General features: G+C 70.8%; 14 protein-coding genes. 5 read left to right on the top strand and 9 right to left on the bottom strand.

Going from position 1 to position 14,945, the window contains the following annotated elements; all coding sequences use genetic code 11:
• Positions 1 to 75: 75 nt before the first annotated feature.
• Together rlmB and cysS are read right to left on the bottom strand one after the other, a co-directional pair.
• The gene (gene rlmB / locus AB0F13_RS26095; RefSeq protein ID WP_362087049.1) at positions 76 to 1,029 is read right to left on the bottom strand and encodes a 23S rRNA (guanosine(2251)-2'-O)-methyltransferase RlmB; all 954 of its coding nucleotides are present in this window, start codon (positions 1,027 to 1,029) and stop codon (positions 76 to 78) included.
• A gap of 75 nt (positions 1,030 to 1,104) precedes the next feature.
• The gene (gene cysS, locus AB0F13_RS26100; protein ID WP_362087052.1) at positions 1,105 to 2,502 is read right to left on the bottom strand and encodes a cysteine--tRNA ligase; all 1,398 of its coding nucleotides are present in this window, start codon (positions 2,500 to 2,502) and stop codon (positions 1,105 to 1,107) included.
• Between the two features lie 225 nt (positions 2,503 to 2,727).
• Here cysS and AB0F13_RS26105 point away from each other — a divergent pair, with 225 nt between their 5' ends.
• Both AB0F13_RS26105 and AB0F13_RS26110 read left to right on the top strand, forming a co-directional pair.
• Positions 2,728 to 3,891: an acyltransferase gene (locus AB0F13_RS26105; RefSeq protein WP_362087055.1), complete on the top strand. Its 1,164-nt coding sequence runs from the start codon at positions 2,728 to 2,730 to the stop codon at positions 3,889 to 3,891.
• A gap of 136 nt (positions 3,892 to 4,027) precedes the next feature.
• Positions 4,028 to 5,260 carry an acyltransferase gene (locus AB0F13_RS26110; protein ID WP_362087058.1) on the top strand — a complete coding sequence of 411 codons (1,233 nt, stop codon included), beginning with the start codon at positions 4,028 to 4,030 and terminating at the stop codon, positions 5,258 to 5,260.
• A 61-nt stretch (positions 5,261 to 5,321) separates the two neighbouring features.
• On the opposite strand, the gene AB0F13_RS26115 is transcribed toward AB0F13_RS26110, so the two are convergent.
• From AB0F13_RS26115 to AB0F13_RS26130, 4 genes are all read right to left on the bottom strand, one after another.
• Complete coding sequence (locus AB0F13_RS26115) at positions 5,322 to 5,729, bottom strand: PPOX class F420-dependent oxidoreductase (protein WP_362087061.1); 408 nt, start codon at positions 5,727 to 5,729, stop codon at positions 5,322 to 5,324.
• Between the two features lie 88 nt (positions 5,730 to 5,817).
• The gene (gene ispF, locus AB0F13_RS26120; protein ID WP_362087064.1) at positions 5,818 to 6,324 is read right to left on the bottom strand and encodes a 2-C-methyl-D-erythritol 2,4-cyclodiphosphate synthase; all 507 of its coding nucleotides are present in this window, start codon (positions 6,322 to 6,324) and stop codon (positions 5,818 to 5,820) included.
• A complete protein-coding gene (gene ispD, locus AB0F13_RS26125; RefSeq protein WP_362087067.1) occupies positions 6,314 to 7,111 on the bottom strand; it encodes a 2-C-methyl-D-erythritol 4-phosphate cytidylyltransferase in 798 nt (265 codons plus the stop codon). The genes ispF and ispD overlap by 11 nt, the downstream gene beginning before the upstream one ends.
• A gap of 290 nt (positions 7,112 to 7,401) precedes the next feature.
• Entirely contained in the window at positions 7,402 to 7,884 is a 483-nt protein-coding gene (locus tag AB0F13_RS26130; RefSeq protein WP_003953493.1) for a CarD family transcriptional regulator, read from the bottom strand.
• 579 nt (positions 7,885 to 8,463) lie between these two features.
• Here AB0F13_RS26130 and AB0F13_RS26135 point away from each other — a divergent pair.
• Positions 8,464 to 9,192 (top strand): DUF461 domain-containing protein, encoded by a 729-nt coding sequence (locus AB0F13_RS26135; protein WP_362087070.1) that lies wholly within the window; start codon positions 8,464 to 8,466, stop codon positions 9,190 to 9,192.
• A gap of 180 nt (positions 9,193 to 9,372) precedes the next feature.
• Here AB0F13_RS26135 and AB0F13_RS26140 read toward each other — a convergent pair whose 3' ends face one another.
• Positions 9,373 to 10,053, bottom strand: a complete 681-nt coding sequence (locus tag AB0F13_RS26140) for a response regulator transcription factor (RefSeq protein WP_362087073.1) — start codon at positions 10,051 to 10,053, stop codon at positions 9,373 to 9,375.
• A 79-nt stretch (positions 10,054 to 10,132) separates the two neighbouring features.
• A complete protein-coding gene (locus AB0F13_RS26145; protein ID WP_362087075.1) occupies positions 10,133 to 11,440 on the bottom strand; it encodes an ATP-binding protein in 1,308 nt (435 codons plus the stop codon).
• A 204-nt stretch (positions 11,441 to 11,644) separates the two neighbouring features.
• Here AB0F13_RS26145 and phoU point away from each other — a divergent pair, with 204 nt between their 5' ends.
• Positions 11,645 to 12,334, top strand: a complete 690-nt coding sequence (phoU, locus tag AB0F13_RS26150) for a phosphate signaling complex protein PhoU (RefSeq protein WP_362087078.1) — start codon at positions 11,645 to 11,647, stop codon at positions 12,332 to 12,334.
• Between the two features lie 316 nt (positions 12,335 to 12,650).
• On the opposite strand, the gene AB0F13_RS26155 is transcribed toward phoU, so the two are convergent.
• The gene (locus AB0F13_RS26155; RefSeq protein ID WP_362087081.1) at positions 12,651 to 13,412 is read right to left on the bottom strand and encodes a phosphoglyceromutase; all 762 of its coding nucleotides are present in this window, start codon (positions 13,410 to 13,412) and stop codon (positions 12,651 to 12,653) included.
• A 148-nt stretch (positions 13,413 to 13,560) separates the two neighbouring features.
• Between AB0F13_RS26155 and AB0F13_RS26160 the strand changes: the two genes are divergently transcribed.
• Positions 13,561 to 14,853, top strand: a complete 1,293-nt coding sequence (locus AB0F13_RS26160) for an MFS transporter (protein ID WP_362087084.1) — start codon at positions 13,561 to 13,563, stop codon at positions 14,851 to 14,853.
• Positions 14,854 to 14,945 lie beyond the last annotated feature (92 nt).

The following is a 14,945-nucleotide window of genomic DNA, read 5'->3' on the forward strand; positions in this document are numbered from 1 at the left end:
ACCCGTCAAGATCATCAAGAAAGCGCCCGGCGGCCGGGGAAGATCATCCCCGGCCGCCGGATACGACGGTTCCGCTCACGCGCGGCGGCGCGCCGCCTCGTAGAGCACGACACCGGCCGCGACACCGGCGTTGAGCGACTCGGCGCCGCCCGGCATCGGGATCCGCACCCGGAAGTCGCAGGTCTCGCCGACCAGGCGGGACAGGCCCTTGCCCTCGCTGCCGACGACGATGACGACGGGGCCCTCCAGGGCCTCCAGCTCGTGGAGCTCGACGTCGCCGTCCGCCGCGAGGCCGACGACCATCAGGCCCTCCTTCTGGTACGCCTCCAGGGTGCGCGTCATGTTCGTGGCGCGCGCCACGGGCGTACGGGCCGCGGTGCCGGCCGAGGTCTTCCAGGCGCTGGCGGTCATGCCGGCCGCGCGGCGCTCGGGGACGACCACGCCGTGGCCGCCGAAGGCGGAGACGGAGCGGACGACGGCACCGAGGTTGCGCGGGTCCGTGATGCCGTCGAGGGCGACGATCAGCGGGTCCTGGCCGCCGTCGTACGCGGCCGCGGTGAGGTCCTCGGGGTGCGCGTAGTCGTACGGCGGCACCGAGAGCACGAGGCCCTGGTGGTTGAGGCCGTTGGTCATGCGGTCGAGCTCGGGACGCGGGGCCTCCATGAGGTTGAGGCCCTTTTCCGTGGCGAGCTGGAGGGCCTCGCGGACGCGCTCGTCGTTGTCCAGGAACTGCTGGACGTAGAGCGTGTTCGCGGGGACGCCCTCGCGCAGCGCCTCGACGACCGAGTTACGGCCGACGACGAGCTCGTTGGTGCCCTTGGGGCCGCCGCGGCGCGGGGCGGGCCGCCGGGCGGCGGCCCGCTTGGCCACCGCGCCGGCGAGGCGGTTCTTCTTGTGCCCCTTGCGCTCCGACGCGGGCGGGGTCGGGCCCTTGCCCTCCAGGCCTCGGCGCCGCTGGCCGCCGCTGCCGACCGTCGCGCCCTTCTTGTTGGACGTGCGGCGGTTCCTGCGCTGGCTGTTGCCGGCCATGGGGGTCACCTGTTTCTTTACTGCTCAGAGCCGCCGGTACAGAGGCTCAGTAAACGTACGTACGAAAAGTGTCTCTCAGGAGAGGGACCAGCGCGGCCCGGCCGGGGTGTCCTCGATCGCGAGACCCGACTGCTGCAGCTGATCACGGATGGCGTCAGCGGTGGCGTAGTCCTTGCGCCCCCGGGCCGCCTCACGCTGCTCCAGCACCAGCCTGACCAGCGAATCCACCACCCCGTGCAAGTCCTCGCCACGGCCGGCGCCCGAGCCGGCCCACTGCTCGTCCAACGGATCCAGGCCCAGCACGCCGAGCATGGCACGGACCTCCGCCAGCCGGGCGACAGCCGAATCCTTGTCATCGGCGGTCAGCGCGGAGTTCCCCTGCCGGACCGTGGTGTGCACGATCGCCAGCGCCTGCGGGACGCCCAGGTCGTCGTCCATCGCCTCGGCGAACGCCGGCGGCACCTCGGCAGCGGGCTCGATCTCCTTGCCCGCCATCTCGCACACCCGCTGGATGAAGCCCTCGATCCGCGCGAACGCCGACTCGGCCTCGCGCAGTGCCTCCTCGCTGTACTCGATCATCGACCGGTAGTGCGGGGTGCCCAGGTAGTACCGCAGGACGACCGGGCGCCAGTGCTTGACCATCTCCGAGACCAGCACGGAGTTGCCCAGCGACTTCGACATCTTCTCGCCGCTCATGGTCACCCAGGCGTTGTGCGCCCAGTACGCGGCGAAGTCGTCACCGAAGGCCTTGGCCTGGGCGATCTCGTTCTCATGGTGCGGGAAGATCAGGTCGAGGCCGCCGCCGTGGATGTCGAAGGCCTCACCGAGGTACTTGTGGGCCATCGCCGAGCACTCCAGGTGCCAGCCCGGACGGCCGCGGCCCCAAGGCGTCTCCCAGGAGGGCTCGCCCTCCTTCGCGGCCTTCCACATGGCGAAGTCACGCGGGTCACGCTTACCCGTCTCGCCCTCGCCGGAGGGCTGCAGGAGATTGTCCAGCTCCTGGTTGGACAGCTGCAGGTAGCCGGGGAAGGAGCGGACGTCGAAGTAGACGTTGCCGTCGGCGGCGTAGGCGTGGCCCCGCTCGATCAGGCCCCGCATCATCTCGATCATCTCGGGCACGTGCCCGGTCGCCCGCGGCTCGGCGGTCGGCCGCAGGCAGCCCAGCGCGTCGTAGGCCGCGTTGAAGGCGCACTCGTTCTCGTAGCCGATCGACCACCAGGGGCGGCCCTGCTCGGCCGCCTTCGCGATGATCTTGTCGTCGATGTCGGTGACGTTGCGTACGAACGTGACGTCGTAGCCGCGGTGGGTGAACCAGCGGCGCATGATGTCGAAGTTCAGACCGGAGCGGATATGCCCGATGTGCGGGGCGGCCTGCACGGTCGCGCCACACAGGTAGATCGAGACGCAGCCCGGCGTGAGCGGGGAGAAGTCACGGATCTGCCGGGCGCTGGTGTCGTACAGGCGAATGGTCACGGGACCAGGGTAGTGGGCCGGGCGGGGTGCCCCGGGCATGGCCCGGTCTTCAACGAACCGGGGAAGGGTCCGGGCGGGGTCCCGGAGGGATCCGGGGGGCGTCCGCATGCGGGTCACGCGCGCCCTGCGGCACGCTTTGCCCATTATCAGCTTTATGCACCATAAATACGATTGTTTCTGGTAGCTTCCCCGGCACACCGAGACGCCGCGGACCCAGGAGGGGCGTTGCACTCCACTCTGCCGGTACAGCAGGAGCATCCGGAACGACCCCCTCCGCCGGCCCCCGCGCCGCACCGGGCCGGGGGTGCGGAACGGAGCGGCAGGCTGGCGGCGCTGGACGGGCTCCGGCTGTGCGCGGCACTGATGGTGGTGGCCTACCACTACCTCGCCTTCGACAGCGGCGCCTGGCCGGGGCCCGCACGGACGCTCTTCCCGGTGGCGCACCTGCCCGCCTCGTACGGCTGGCTCGGCGTCCAGCTGTTCTTCCTGATCAGCGGCTTCGTGATCTGCATGAGCTGCTGGGGCAAGAGCGCCGGCGACTTCGCGCTCTCGCGCGTCACCCGGCTCTACCCGGCCTACTGGTTCGCCGTGCTGGCCGTCTCGCTCGTCGCCTGCCTGTGGCCGTCCCCACTGAACGGAACGCCGGCCCTGCGCGACGTCGCCGTCAACCTGACGATGCTCCAGGATCCCTTGGGGGTGGAGCCGGTCGACGGGGTCTACTGGACGCTCTGGGTCGAGATGCGCTTCTACCTCCTGTTCGCGCTCCTGCTCCGCAAGGGGCTGACCTACCGGCGCGCGGTGGGCTTCTGCGCCGTCTGGGCCTTCGCCGCGGTGGTCGCGAAGGCGGCCGGCGACCGCACGCTCGCCCTGGTCCTGATGCCGCGCGACTGCTGGTATTTCATCGCGGGCATCGCCTTCTACCTGATGCACCGCTTCCGCCCCGACCCGGTGCTCTGGCTGATCGTCGCCGGCTGCCTCGTGATCGCCCAGCACGATCTGGTCGGCGCCCAGGCGCGGGCGGAGGGGCACATGGGGCACCACGTCCCGTACTGGCCGACGGCGGTACTGCTGACGCTGTTCTTCCTCGTCCTGACGGCGATCGCCCTCGGCTGGACCCGTCGCGCGGACTGGCGGTGGCTGTCGGCGGCCGGGGCCCTGACCTACCCCCTCTATCTGATCCACGAGCGCATCGGCTGGACGGTCATCCGACGGGCCGACGGCCATGTGCCGCGCCACGTGCTGCTGCCCGCTCTGCTGGCGGCCATGCTGCTGGCCGCCTGGCTGGTGCACCGTCACATCGAGCGCCCGCTCGCCCGCCGGCTCGGACGCGGCCTCCAACGGGCGACGGCACAGGCCCGGACGGCCGACAGGGAGGTACGGACCGGGTAGCGGCGCGGGAAGGGTACCCGCAGCAGGGCATCCGGAGGAGAGAACCGTCACGGCCCGCGCGGACGCATTCTGTGTCAGCATGCCAGCGCGACGGCCCCACGTAGGATGAGCCGACCAGTCAACGGGAGAGGACGACATGCTTTTCGCCAGACGAGGTCAACTCGATGGCGGCCGGACAGCCGTCCGACAGCAGTCCACCCCCAGGCCCAGGTTGTACGTCCTGGACGGATTCCGCCTTCTGGCGGCCGTCATGGTCGTGGCCTTCCACTACACCGCCCTGCGCGGCGGCTGGGGCCGGCCCGCTCACGAAGTCTTCCCCCACCTGGAGATCGTCACCCGCTACGGGTGGACGGGTGTGGAGGTCTTCTTCCTCATCAGCGGCTTCGTCATCTGCATGAGCACATGGGGAAGAACGCTGGGCGACTTCGTGGTCTCCCGGGCCTGCCGGATCTACCCCGCCTACTGGGTCGCGGTCCTCCTGACCGCCGGCGTCGTCGCCCTGTGGCCACAGGTCCGCAGCGTGAAGAACTGGGACGCCGTCCTGACCAACCTCACGATGCTCCAGCAGGGCATGGGCGTCTGGGACGTCGACGGCGTCTACTGGACGCTGTTCGCCGAGCTCAAGTTCTACGTGCTCTTCGCGATCGTCGTGGCGAGCGGCGTGACCTACCGCAAGTGTGTTCTCTTCTGCGGCGTGTGGACGGTGGCGTCGGTCATCGCGCCCTCCGCCCACATCAAGCTCCTCGACATCTGGGCGATGCCGCTGTTCTCGCCCTACTTCGTCGCCGGCATCGCCTTCTATCTGATGCACCGGTTCAAACCCACCGCACTGCTGTGGGGCATCGTGGGGCTGTCCCTGCTGCTCGCCCTGCACGGGGTGCCCAAGCGGGTCTCCGACAACGCCGACGGGGTCGTCCCGACCTGGCCGGCCACCCTGATCATCGTCCTCGCCTTCGCGATGATGGCCCTGATCGCGGTCGGCGCCCTGGACCGCGTGCAGTGGCGCTGGCTGGCCACGGCGGGCGCGCTCACCTACCCGCTGTACCTGCTGCACCAGTACATCGGCATGACGATCATCTACGGGCTGCGCAGCCACGTCCCGGCGGCGCCGCTCGTCGCCGCCCTGATGGTCGTGATGCTGGGTGCCGCCTGGCTCATGCACCGCTGCGTCGAGCGACCGCTCGGCAAGAGACTGCGCACGGCGCTCAACAGGGGCATGGAGGAGATGCGCCGCGAGTCCGCCGCGCCCGCCGGCAGCGGCAGGAAGCCCGCCGCGCTGCGCGAGAGCCTGCCGCTGCTGAAGGAGCCCCGCCTGTACGACCAGGCCGAGCCGGACCGCGTCGGCGCCGCCCAGTCCGACGGCGCCTGAGGCGGAACGCGACCGCCGAGACCGCTGGACCGCGCGGACCGCGCGGTCTGCGGGTACCGGCCTACAGGGAGCCGACGACCTTGCGCGGCGTGATGCGCACGACGACGCGCTCGGCGTCCTCGGCGGCGGCCGGGTTGAAGTCGGCGTAGTCCTTGCCCGTGTACTTGCGCGCCAGATCGTTGATGAGGGCGTCGCCGCCCTCGAAGGTGATGTCGGCCGTGCCGCGGATCTCGGCGTAGTTGTAGGGCGCGTTCGGCGGGTTGATCAGGACGGTCACGCGGGGGTCGCGGCGGAGGTTCTTCTCCTTGCGGCGCCCCACCGTCGTGGAGACCAGCAGGTCGCCGCCCTCGCGCTTGATCCAGGTGACGGACAGCTGGGGGCTCCCGTCGGGCTGGATGGTCGCCACGGAGGCGAAGACGGGGTTGTCGTCGATGTACTTCTTCAGGTCGTCGGAGAGCTCGGCTGGCACGGTCGGTCCTTCCCTCGCTGACATCGCGTCCTTCCGCACCGTATTCCCGGCAGGGGGAATACGGTGCGCGGACGCGCTGCGCGGTGCCTCAAGCGGCGCCGGAGGGAAGGACGAGGGCCGTGGCGATGGCCGCGAGCCCTTCGGCGCGGCCCGTCAGGCCCAGGCCGTCGGTCGTGGTGCCGGAGACGGACACCGGGGCGCCGACGGCCGCCGAAAGGGCCTCCTGGGCCTCCTCACGGCGCGTGCCGATCTTCGGCCGTACGCCGATCACCTGGATGGCGACGTTGCCGATCTCGAAGCCGGCGGCACGGACGATCCGGGCGGCTTCCGCGAGCAGGGTGACGCCGGCCGCGCCCGACCACTCGGGGCGGTCCGTGCCGAAGTGCGCGCCGAGGTCGCCGACGCCGGCCGCGGAGAACAGCGCGTCACAGGCGGCGTGCGCGGCGACGTCGCCGTCGGAGTGGCCGGCGAGGCCGTGGCTCGCGCCTTCCCAGAGCAGGCCGGCGCACCACAGCTCGCGGCCCTCCTCGAAGGCGTGGACGTCCGTGCCGATGCCCACCAGGGGCAGCACCGGCCGCGTGGGCTCAGAAGCCATCGTTGGCCCTCCTGCGGGCGAGTACGGCCTCGGCCAGGACCAGGTCCAGCGGCCGGGTCACCTTGAACGCCTCCTCGTGGCCGGGGACGACCACGACCCGCACCCCGAGCCGCTCGACCATGCCGGCGTCGTCGGTGGCGCCCTCGCCCTCCAGGGCGACCTTCTCGTGCGCCTCGGCGAGCGTGGCGCGGTCGAAGCCCTGCGGGGTCTGCACGGCGCGCAGCAGCGCCCGGTCGGGCGTGGCCACCACGGGCTCGGGCTCGCCGGCGTGCTCGCCGGTGCGGGGCTCGACCTGCTTGACGGTGTCGGCGAGCGGCAGCGCCGGTACGACGGCGGGCGCGCCGTCGCGTACGGCCGCGGCGACGGCGTCGACGGTGTCGACGGGCACCAGCGGGCGGGCGGCGTCGTGGACGAGGACGGCGGAGATGCCGGCGGGCAGGGCGGCGAGGCCCAGGCGCACGGACTCCTGGCGCGTCGGGCCGCCGGGGACGACCACGACGTGGGTGCGGGTGCTGTCGCGATCGGTGAGCGGGTACTCGTCGAGGAGGTTGCGGACCTCGGCGGCACCGTCCGGCGGGGCGACCACGACGACGAGCGAGACCGCTCGGGAGGCCGCCATGGCCCGGACCGCGTGGACGAGCATGGGCGTGCCGTTGAGGGCGCGCAGGGCCTTGGGGGCGCCCGGGCCGAGCCGTACGCCCCGGCCTGCGGCCGGAATGACGGCGGCGATGCGCACAGGGCTCCCCTGCGGGACGTGGGTGCCCGCTGCGGCGGCTCGTTCGGACATTGCGTTCGCGTTCAGGTTTGCTTCCTCGGCCGAATTGGGTATGGCCTCAGCGTGCCGGGCACGATGCCCCGACCAGCCCCTTCCGTGACGACTGGCCGGGACGGCTGCCCGGGCCCGGCACGCCAAGTACGGCGATACGGACGGGTAGAAGAGAGCAGAGATGCCGCAGCGCCCGGCGGATGACTGACGTCATCACGCGGGCACCGCGGCACTTCTATACGTCCGGTTGTGTCGGCGTCCGGCGGCCGAAGACGTCACCGTCCCGGCCGGCCCAGCCGGCACCTGTTACATCAGGACGCGAGAACCTCGTCGAGCAGGGCCTCGGCCTTGTCCTCGTTGGTGTTCTCCGCGAGGGCGAGCTCGCTCACCAGGATCTGGCGCGCCTTGGCGAGCATGCGCTTCTCACCTGCGGAGAGACCGCGCTCACGCTCACGCCGCCACAGGTCGCGGACGACCTCGGCGACCTTGATCACGTCGCCGGACGCGAGCTTCTCGAGATTTGCCTTGTAGCGACGGGACCAGTTCGTCGGCTCTTCCGCATACGGTGCGCGCAGCACCTCGAAGACCCGGTCAAGCCCGTCCTGGCCGACCACATCGCGAACACCGACGAACTCCGCATTGTCCGCCGGCACCCGAACCGTCAGGTCACCCTGGGCGACCTTCAGCACCAAGTAGGTCTTGTCCACGCCTTTGATCTGGCGAGTTTCGATGGCCTCGATCAGCGCGGCCCCGTGATGGGGATAGACCACGGTGTCGCCAACCTTGAACGTCATGTGACAGGTACCCCTTCCGTGGCTATCCAGTCTAACACGGGAAGAGCCGGTTCTGAATGGCGTTTCCGCAGGTCAGGGCATATCTCGGGGCTTGACAACAGCAACCGGAACGTGCTGCGGGAGCCTTCCGGAAGCGGGTATTCGCAGGTCGGAGCACGTGTCCGGGCAAGGCGAAACGCACACGTTACACGTGTCGGACAGGCCCCGCGAGCGGCCGAACGTCCCGTTTTGCCAGGGTCCGGTCGGCGGACTTCCGGTACTCCGTTCGGGGCGCACCGGCCTTCCGTGTGCGTAATCAGGAATTGATCAAGTCGAACTTGATCAATTCCGGAACTCCTTCCCGGCGCTCCTCGCATTCATTGCCGGATAATCCGCGCGACGGCCCGCGGCGGCTTCCCGGAGGCTCAAGACCGGCCGATGGTTCCTATTCCGGCGGCACGACCGCGGACGAGCGAGTTGACCATGGGGGCGGGTCGGGTGCGGCGGCCGCACGGCGGCTCGGTAACCTAAGCCCGCTGACACAGACCCTTATCTCGTACGTACCCGTACGGGTACCTCGTCCAAGGAGATGCCGCCGCCGTGAGCAGCAGCCTTCGACGCGGCGCTCTCGCCGCTACCGCCCTCGTGCTCTCGATCGCCTCGCTCTCCGCCTGTGCGGCGGGCAACAGCGCGCAGACGCTGGAGGTCAAGCCGGACAATGCCGCCACCTCGGTGGGCGACATCAAGCTCCAGAACGTCAACGTGATCACCCAGCCGAAGCAGGACACCGCCGGCCCCGCCGTGATCACCGGCCAGGTCTTCAACAACGGCCGCAAGGACCAGACACTGCGCTCGGTCAAGCTTCCGGGCAAGAACGTCACCGTGAAGCTCACGCCTGCCAAGGGCAAGTCCGGCGACATCGTCGTGCCGGCGGGCGGCTCAGTGCTCCTGGGTGGCAAGGACAACGCGTCCGCCGTGCTGCCCAAGGGCCGTGAGGGGCTCAAGGACGGCGAGTCGCAGCCGCTGACCTTCGAGCTCAGCTCCACGGGCGAGGTGAAGATCTCCGCGTTCGTCGTGCCCGCGACGAGCTACTTCAAGGAGTGGGGCCCGGAGGAGATGCCGGCGCAGGGCAAGCCGGGCGGCACCAAGCCGGGCAAGCCCGCCGGCAGCGCCTCCGCGAGCCCGTCCGGCGCGGTGGACGGCCAGCAGGGCCAGCAGGCACCGCAGAACGGCGCCGTCCAGAACGGTGCCGGGCAGACCGGTGCCACGCCGAGCGCGGGCCAGCCCTCGGCGCCGCAGGGCGGCCAGCAGCATCCCGCCGGCCACTGAGGCCGGTCACTGAGGTCCGCCTCTGAGGTCCGCCACTGAGGTCCACCACTGAGACTGGTCACCGAGGCCGGTCTATGAGGCCGGTCGCCGGGAGAACGTGCGAGGGGCCCGGAAGCTGAGCTTCCGGGCCCCTCCGCATACGGGCCGCCCACGGGCCGCCCAGGGCTCACCGCCCGCGGCCTACGGCTCGAACTTGTACCCGAGCCCGCGCACCGTGACCAGGTAGCGCGGCGCGCCCGGGTCGGGCTCGATCTTGGCGCGCAGGCGCTTGACGTGGACGTCCAGCGTCTTGGTGTCGCCGACGTAGTCGGCGCCCCAGACGCGGTCGATCAACTGCATGCGGGTCAGCACGCGCCCCGCGTTGCGCAGCAGCATCTCCAGGAGGTCGAACTCCTTCAGCGGCAGGTCGACCTTGGCGCCGGAGACGGTGACGACGTGCCGGTCGACGTCCATGCGGACCGGGCCCGCCTCCAGGGCGGCCGGGGAGACCTCCTCCGGCTCGCCGCGGCGGCGCAGGACGGCGCGGATGCGGGCCACCAGTTCCCGGGAGGAGAAGGGCTTGGTGACGTAGTCGTCGGCTCCTATCTCCAGGCCGACGACCTTGTCGATCTCACTGTCCTTGGCCGTCACCATGATCACGGGGACGTTGGAGCGGCCGCGCAGCTGCCGGCAGACCTCCGTGCCGGGCAGGCCCGGCAGCATCAGGTCGAGCAGGACCAGGTCGGCGCCGTTGCGTTCGAACTCATCCAGCCCGTCGGGCCCGGTGGTCGCGACGGCGACCTCGAAGCCTTCCTTGCGGAGCATGTAGGACAACGCGTCGCTGAAGGATTCTTCGTCCTCGACGACGAGCACTCGGGTCACGGGATGACCTCCGGTCGGGTCTTTGGGGTACACAGCGCGGTGGGAATACGGGCGGCGGTCTCGTCCACGGCGACGAGGGTCACGGATGGGCCTGCCGGGAAGGGCGGGCGGAAGGGGTGGAGCTGTCGGGCAGGGGCTCGTCGGTGAACGTCTCGTCCTCGCTGCCTCCGACCGCGGGGTCGTCCGGCCCGAGCAGCGGGCCGTTGCTGCCGCGGCCGTCGCGCTCGCGGTCGCGGACGGTGCCGGCCTCCGGCAGGCGCAGGGTGAAGGTGGAGCCCTGGCCCTCGGCGCTCCAGACGTTGACCTCCCCGCCGTGCGAGGCGACCACGTGCTTGACGATGGACAGGCCCAGGCCCGTACCGCCGGTGGCACGGGAGCGCGCCGGGTCGACGCGGTAGAAGCGCTCGAAGACGCGCTCGCGGTCCCGCTGGGAGATGCCGATGCCCTGGTCGGTGACGGCTATCTCGATCAGGTCGCCGCCGGGTGCGGCGACGCGGCGGGCAGCGATGCCGACGCGCGTACGGGCGGGGCTGTAGTTGACCGCGTTCTCCACGAGGTTGCCGAGGGCGGCCGCGAGCTGGCCGCGGTTGCCCCACACGCGCAGGTCGGCGGTGCCTCCGGCGGCCATGGTGATCTGCTTGGTGGATGCCTGGTGGCGGCAGCGGTCGACGGCCTCGGCGACGAGCTCGCCGACCGGGACGGGCTCGGCGTCCTCCAGCGGATGGTCGTTCTGCACCCGGGAGAGGTCGATGAGCTCCTGGACCAGGTTGGTCAGCCGGGTCGCCTCGATCTGCATCCGGCCCGCGAAGCGGGTGACCGCCTCCGGGTCCTGGGAGGCGTCCATGACGGCCTCGGAGAGCAGGGACAGGGCGCCGACCGGCGTCTTGAGCTCATGGCTGACGTTGGCGACGAAATCGCGGCGCACGGCCTCGATGCGGCGGGCCTCGGTGAGGTCCTCCACCAGCAGCAGGACGAGCCGGGAGCCGAGCGGGGCGACCCGGGCCGATACCGCGAGCGCGTCACCGCGCCCGGTGCCCCGGCGGGGCAGGTCCAGCTCGACCTGGCGTATCTCGCCGTCGCGGCGGGTGTCGTGGGCCATCTGCAGCATGGGCTCGACGGCGAGCTTGCCGCCCCGCACCAGCCCGAGGGCGTACGCGGCGGAGCTGGCCTTGACGACGGCGTCGGCCTCGTCGAGGACGACGGCGGAGGAGCGCAGTACGGAGAGCACGGTGTCCACGCCGGGCGGCAGCACGGCGTCGGTGTGCAGGGAACTGCGGGTGGGCCGGGCCTGGTCGCGCTCGCTCCAGCGGAACGCCAGCATGGCGATCACGCCGGTGCACACTCCGGCGATCGCTGCCGCTGCGGCGACGGCCGCGTCCACGTTCATGACTCCAGGTTATGCGGGGGCACCGACACAGCCACAGCCACATGGGGGCCGTCTCGAACATACGTTGCCGAGAGTTCACCTTGGCGTCGGTGGTGGTTCACTCCGGCGGTCGGCGGCCGTCGCGTTCCGGCCGGAACGTGGCAGTGTGAGCGGGCGGAGAACCCCCCGGCCACCGGTAGCACTCGAGGCGAGAGAAGGTCAGGCATGCGGGACGCGTACCACGAGGAGCTGGATTCGATCGGTGAGGGCCTGGTCGAGATGGCCCGGCTCGTCGGCTCCGCGATCGGGCGCGCCACCACGGCGATCCTGGACGCGGATCTCAAGCTGGCGGAGTCCGTGATCGCGGCGGACGCCAAGGTCGACGATCTGCAGCGGGACCTGGAGGCGCGGGCGATCGCCCTGTTGGCCCGGCAGCAGCCGGTGGCCACCGATCTGCGGATCGTCGTCACGTCGCTGCGCATGAGCGCGGACCTGGAGCGCTCCGGTGACCTCGCCCAGCACGTGGCCAAGCTGGCCCGGCTGCGCTTCCCGGAGACGGCGGTGCCGCGCGATCTGCACGCCACGATCCTGGAGATGGGGCAGCTGGCGCAGCGGCTGATGGCGAAGGCCGCCGAGGTGATCATCACCAAGGACGTGGACCTCGCGCTGCAGCTGGAGCAGGACGACGACGCGATGGACCTGCTGCACCGGGCGCTGTTCCAGCACCTGATGGACGACCGCTGGCAGCACGGCATCGAGACGGCCGTCGACGTGACGCTGCTGGGCCGGTACTACGAGCGCTTCGCCGACCACGCGGTCTCCGTGGCCAAGCGCGTGGTCTACCTGGTCACCGGCGAGCACGCGGACGAGCTGAACCAGTCCGAGGCGCGGCAGGGCGCGGTGGAGGCTCCGTAGCACCCGGAGGCTTCTGTTCCGGGCCTGAATGCTCCCATGCGCCGTCGTGCGCCCGGACATACGTGCGCGAGAGGCATTGACGGTCGGGCCGGGCGGTCCTTGACTGGATGGGAAGGCAGACACCCTTCGAGGAGGAAACCGAATGAGCGGCTGTCAGTGTGGTCCCGGGTGCTCGTGCGGCTGCCAGAGCGGTGGCTCCTGCCAGTGCGGAGGCAGCTGCAGCTGACGCTGACGCGACACGCATGTCACTCACACGTATGGAGTCGGCCCCCGTCCGGTAGTCCCGGACGGGGGCCGACTCCATGGGTATGGGTGCCTACTTCTTCTTGCCCTGGTTCTTCACGGCCTCGATGGCGGCCTTCGCGGCCTCCGGGTCGAGGTACGTGCCGCCGGCCTTGACCGGGCGGAAGTCGGCGTCCAGCTCGTAGGCGAGCGGGATGCCGGTGGGGATGTTCAGGCCCGCGATGTCGGCGTCGGAGATGCCGTCGAGGTGCTTGACCAGGGCGCGCAGTGAGTTGCCGTGGGCGGCGACCAGGACCGTGCGGCCGGCGAGCAGGTCCGGGACGATGCCGTCGTACCAGTACGGCAGCATGCGGACGACGACGTCCTTGAGGCACTCGGTGCGCGGGCGCAGCTCCGGCGGGATCGTCGCGTAGCGCGGGTCGTCGCTCTGCGAGAACTCGGTGCCGTCCTCGAGCGCCGGCGGCGGGGTGTCGTACGAACGGCGCCAGAGCATGAACTGCTCCTCGCCGTACTGGCTCAGGGTCTGGGCCTTGTCCTTGCCCTGGAGGGCGCCGTAGTGGCGCTCGTTCAGCCGCCAGGAGCGGTGGACGGGGATCCAGTGGCGGTCGGCGGCCTCAAGTGCGAGCTGCGCGGTGCGGATCGCGCGCTTCTGCAGGGAGGTGTGGACCACGTCCGGGAGCAGGCCGGCGTCCGCGAGCAGCTCACCGCCCCGGACTGCCTCCTTCTCGCCCTTCTCGTTCAGGTTGACGTCCACCCAGCCGGTGAACAGGTTCTTCGCGTTCCACTCGCTCTCGCCGTGGCGGAGGAGGATCAGCTTGTACGGTGCGTCGGCCATGCCCTGAGCGTAATCGACCGCACGAGCGCCTCGCGCCCCGGACGTTTGACGCGGACCGTCAATTGAATGGCGTGCACACGTCGAAGTATGTAAGTTGCCGATGGCAGGAGAGCCACTTACAGCAGCAGGTAACGCGGGGGGTCGCCCAATGTCCATAGCGAGTATCAGACAGGCCGCGAGGCAGAGCGTCTCAGGACTGCCCCGGGAGTTCTGGTGGTTGTGGACGTCGACCCTCATCAACCGGCTGGGCGCGTTCGTCGCGACCTTCCTGGCGCTGTACCTCACCCTCGACCGCGGCTACTCGGCCTCGTACGCGGGTCTGGTCGCGGCCCTGCACGGGCTCGGCGGCGTGGTCTCCTCCCTCGGCGCCGGCGTCATGGCCGACCGGCTCGGGCGGCGGCCCACCCTGCTCATGGCCCAGGTCTCCACGGCCTTCTCGGTGGCCCTGCTGGGCTTCATGGAGCACCCCGCGGCCATTGCGGCCGTCGCCTTCGTCGTGGGCATGACCAGCACCGCCTCGCGCCCGGCCGTCCAGGCGATGATGGCGGACATCGTCGCCCCCGAGGACCGGGTCCGGGCCTTCGCGCTGAACTACTGGGCCATCAACCTCGGCTTCGCCTTCTCCACCCTCGTCGCCGGCCTGATCGCCGAGCACAGCTATCTCATCGGCTTCCTGGGTGAGGGCGCGCTGACGTTCGTCTGCGCCGTCCTCGTTTTCCGCAAGCTGCCCGAGACCCGGCCCGAGCCGGCGGCCGGGAGCGCGGCCGCCGGGGCGGCGGGCGAACCGGCCGTCGGGCTGGGCACCGTGCTGCGCGACCGGCGCTTCATGGGCGTGGTCGGCCTGTCCTTCCTGATGGCCTTCATCTTCATGCAGAGCTCGGTCGCCCTGCCGGTGGCCATGGGCGCCGACGGCTTCTCCAGCGGCGACTACGGCATGGCCATCGCCATCAACGGCGTACTGATCGTGGCCCTGCAGATCCCGGTGACCCGCTTCATCGAACACCGCGACCCGCAGAAGCTGCTGATGATCTCCGCGCTCCTCGCGGGCTACGGCTTCGGGCTCACCGCCTTCGCCGGGTCGCTCGGCGTCTACATGCTGACCATCTGCGTGTGGACCCTCGCGGAGATCCTCAACTCCCCCATCCAGATGGGGCTCGTGGCCCGGCTCTCCCCCGCGCAGGGGCGGGGGCGCTACCAGGGGATGCACACGCTGTCGTGGCCGGCGGCGGCGCTGACCGCGCCGCTGGTGGGGGGCGCCCTCATCGACAGCTTCGGCGCGGAAGCGCTGTGGGGGTTGTGCGCGGTGGTCGGCACGGTGGCGGCGGGCGGGTACTGGGGGTTGATGCGCAACCTCCCTCCGGCGGAGGGCGCGGTGCAAGCGGCTGCGCCCGCTTCGGTGGCCCCGGTGGCCCCGCGGGAAGTCGAGCCGGCGTCGGCGTGACATCCCGGGGCTCCGCCCCGGACCCCGGTCCTCAATCGCCGGACGGGCCGGCGATTGAGGACCGGGGGGGTGTGTGGTGCAAAAAAACCGGG

Origin of the sequence: Streptomyces sp. NPDC026206 (assembly GCF_040638465.1) — a bacterium.
In the GTDB taxonomy this organism is placed as follows: Bacteria; Actinomycetota; Actinomycetes; order Streptomycetales; family Streptomycetaceae; genus Streptomyces.

What these genes read in the sequence shown, in the direction of transcription:
- rlmB (WP_362087049.1), bottom strand. Translation starts at nt 1,029, where the DNA reads ATGGCCGGCAACAGCCAGCGCAGGAACCGCCGCACGTCCAACAAGAAG.
- AB0F13_RS26110 (WP_362087058.1), top strand. Translation starts at nt 4,028, where the DNA reads ATGCTTTTCGCCAGACGAGGTCAACTCGATGGCGGCCGGACAGCCGTC.
- ispF (WP_362087064.1), bottom strand. Translation starts at nt 6,324, where the DNA reads ATGGCTTCTGAGCCCACGCGGCCGGTGCTGCCCCTGGTGGGCATCGGC.
- ispD (WP_362087067.1), bottom strand. Translation starts at nt 7,111, where the DNA reads ATGTCCGAACGAGCCGCCGCAGCGGGCACCCACGTCCCGCAGGGGAGC.
- AB0F13_RS26130 (WP_003953493.1), bottom strand. Translation starts at nt 7,884, where the DNA reads ATGACGTTCAAGGTTGGCGACACCGTGGTCTATCCCCATCACGGGGCC.
- AB0F13_RS26145 (WP_362087075.1), bottom strand. Translation starts at nt 11,440, where the DNA reads ATGAACGTGGACGCGGCCGTCGCCGCAGCGGCAGCGATCGCCGGAGTG.
- phoU (WP_362087078.1), top strand. Translation starts at nt 11,645, where the DNA reads ATGCGGGACGCGTACCACGAGGAGCTGGATTCGATCGGTGAGGGCCTG.
- AB0F13_RS26155 (WP_362087081.1), bottom strand. Translation starts at nt 13,412, where the DNA reads ATGGCCGACGCACCGTACAAGCTGATCCTCCTCCGCCACGGCGAGAGC.
- AB0F13_RS26160 (WP_362087084.1), top strand. Translation starts at nt 13,561, where the DNA reads ATGTCCATAGCGAGTATCAGACAGGCCGCGAGGCAGAGCGTCTCAGGA.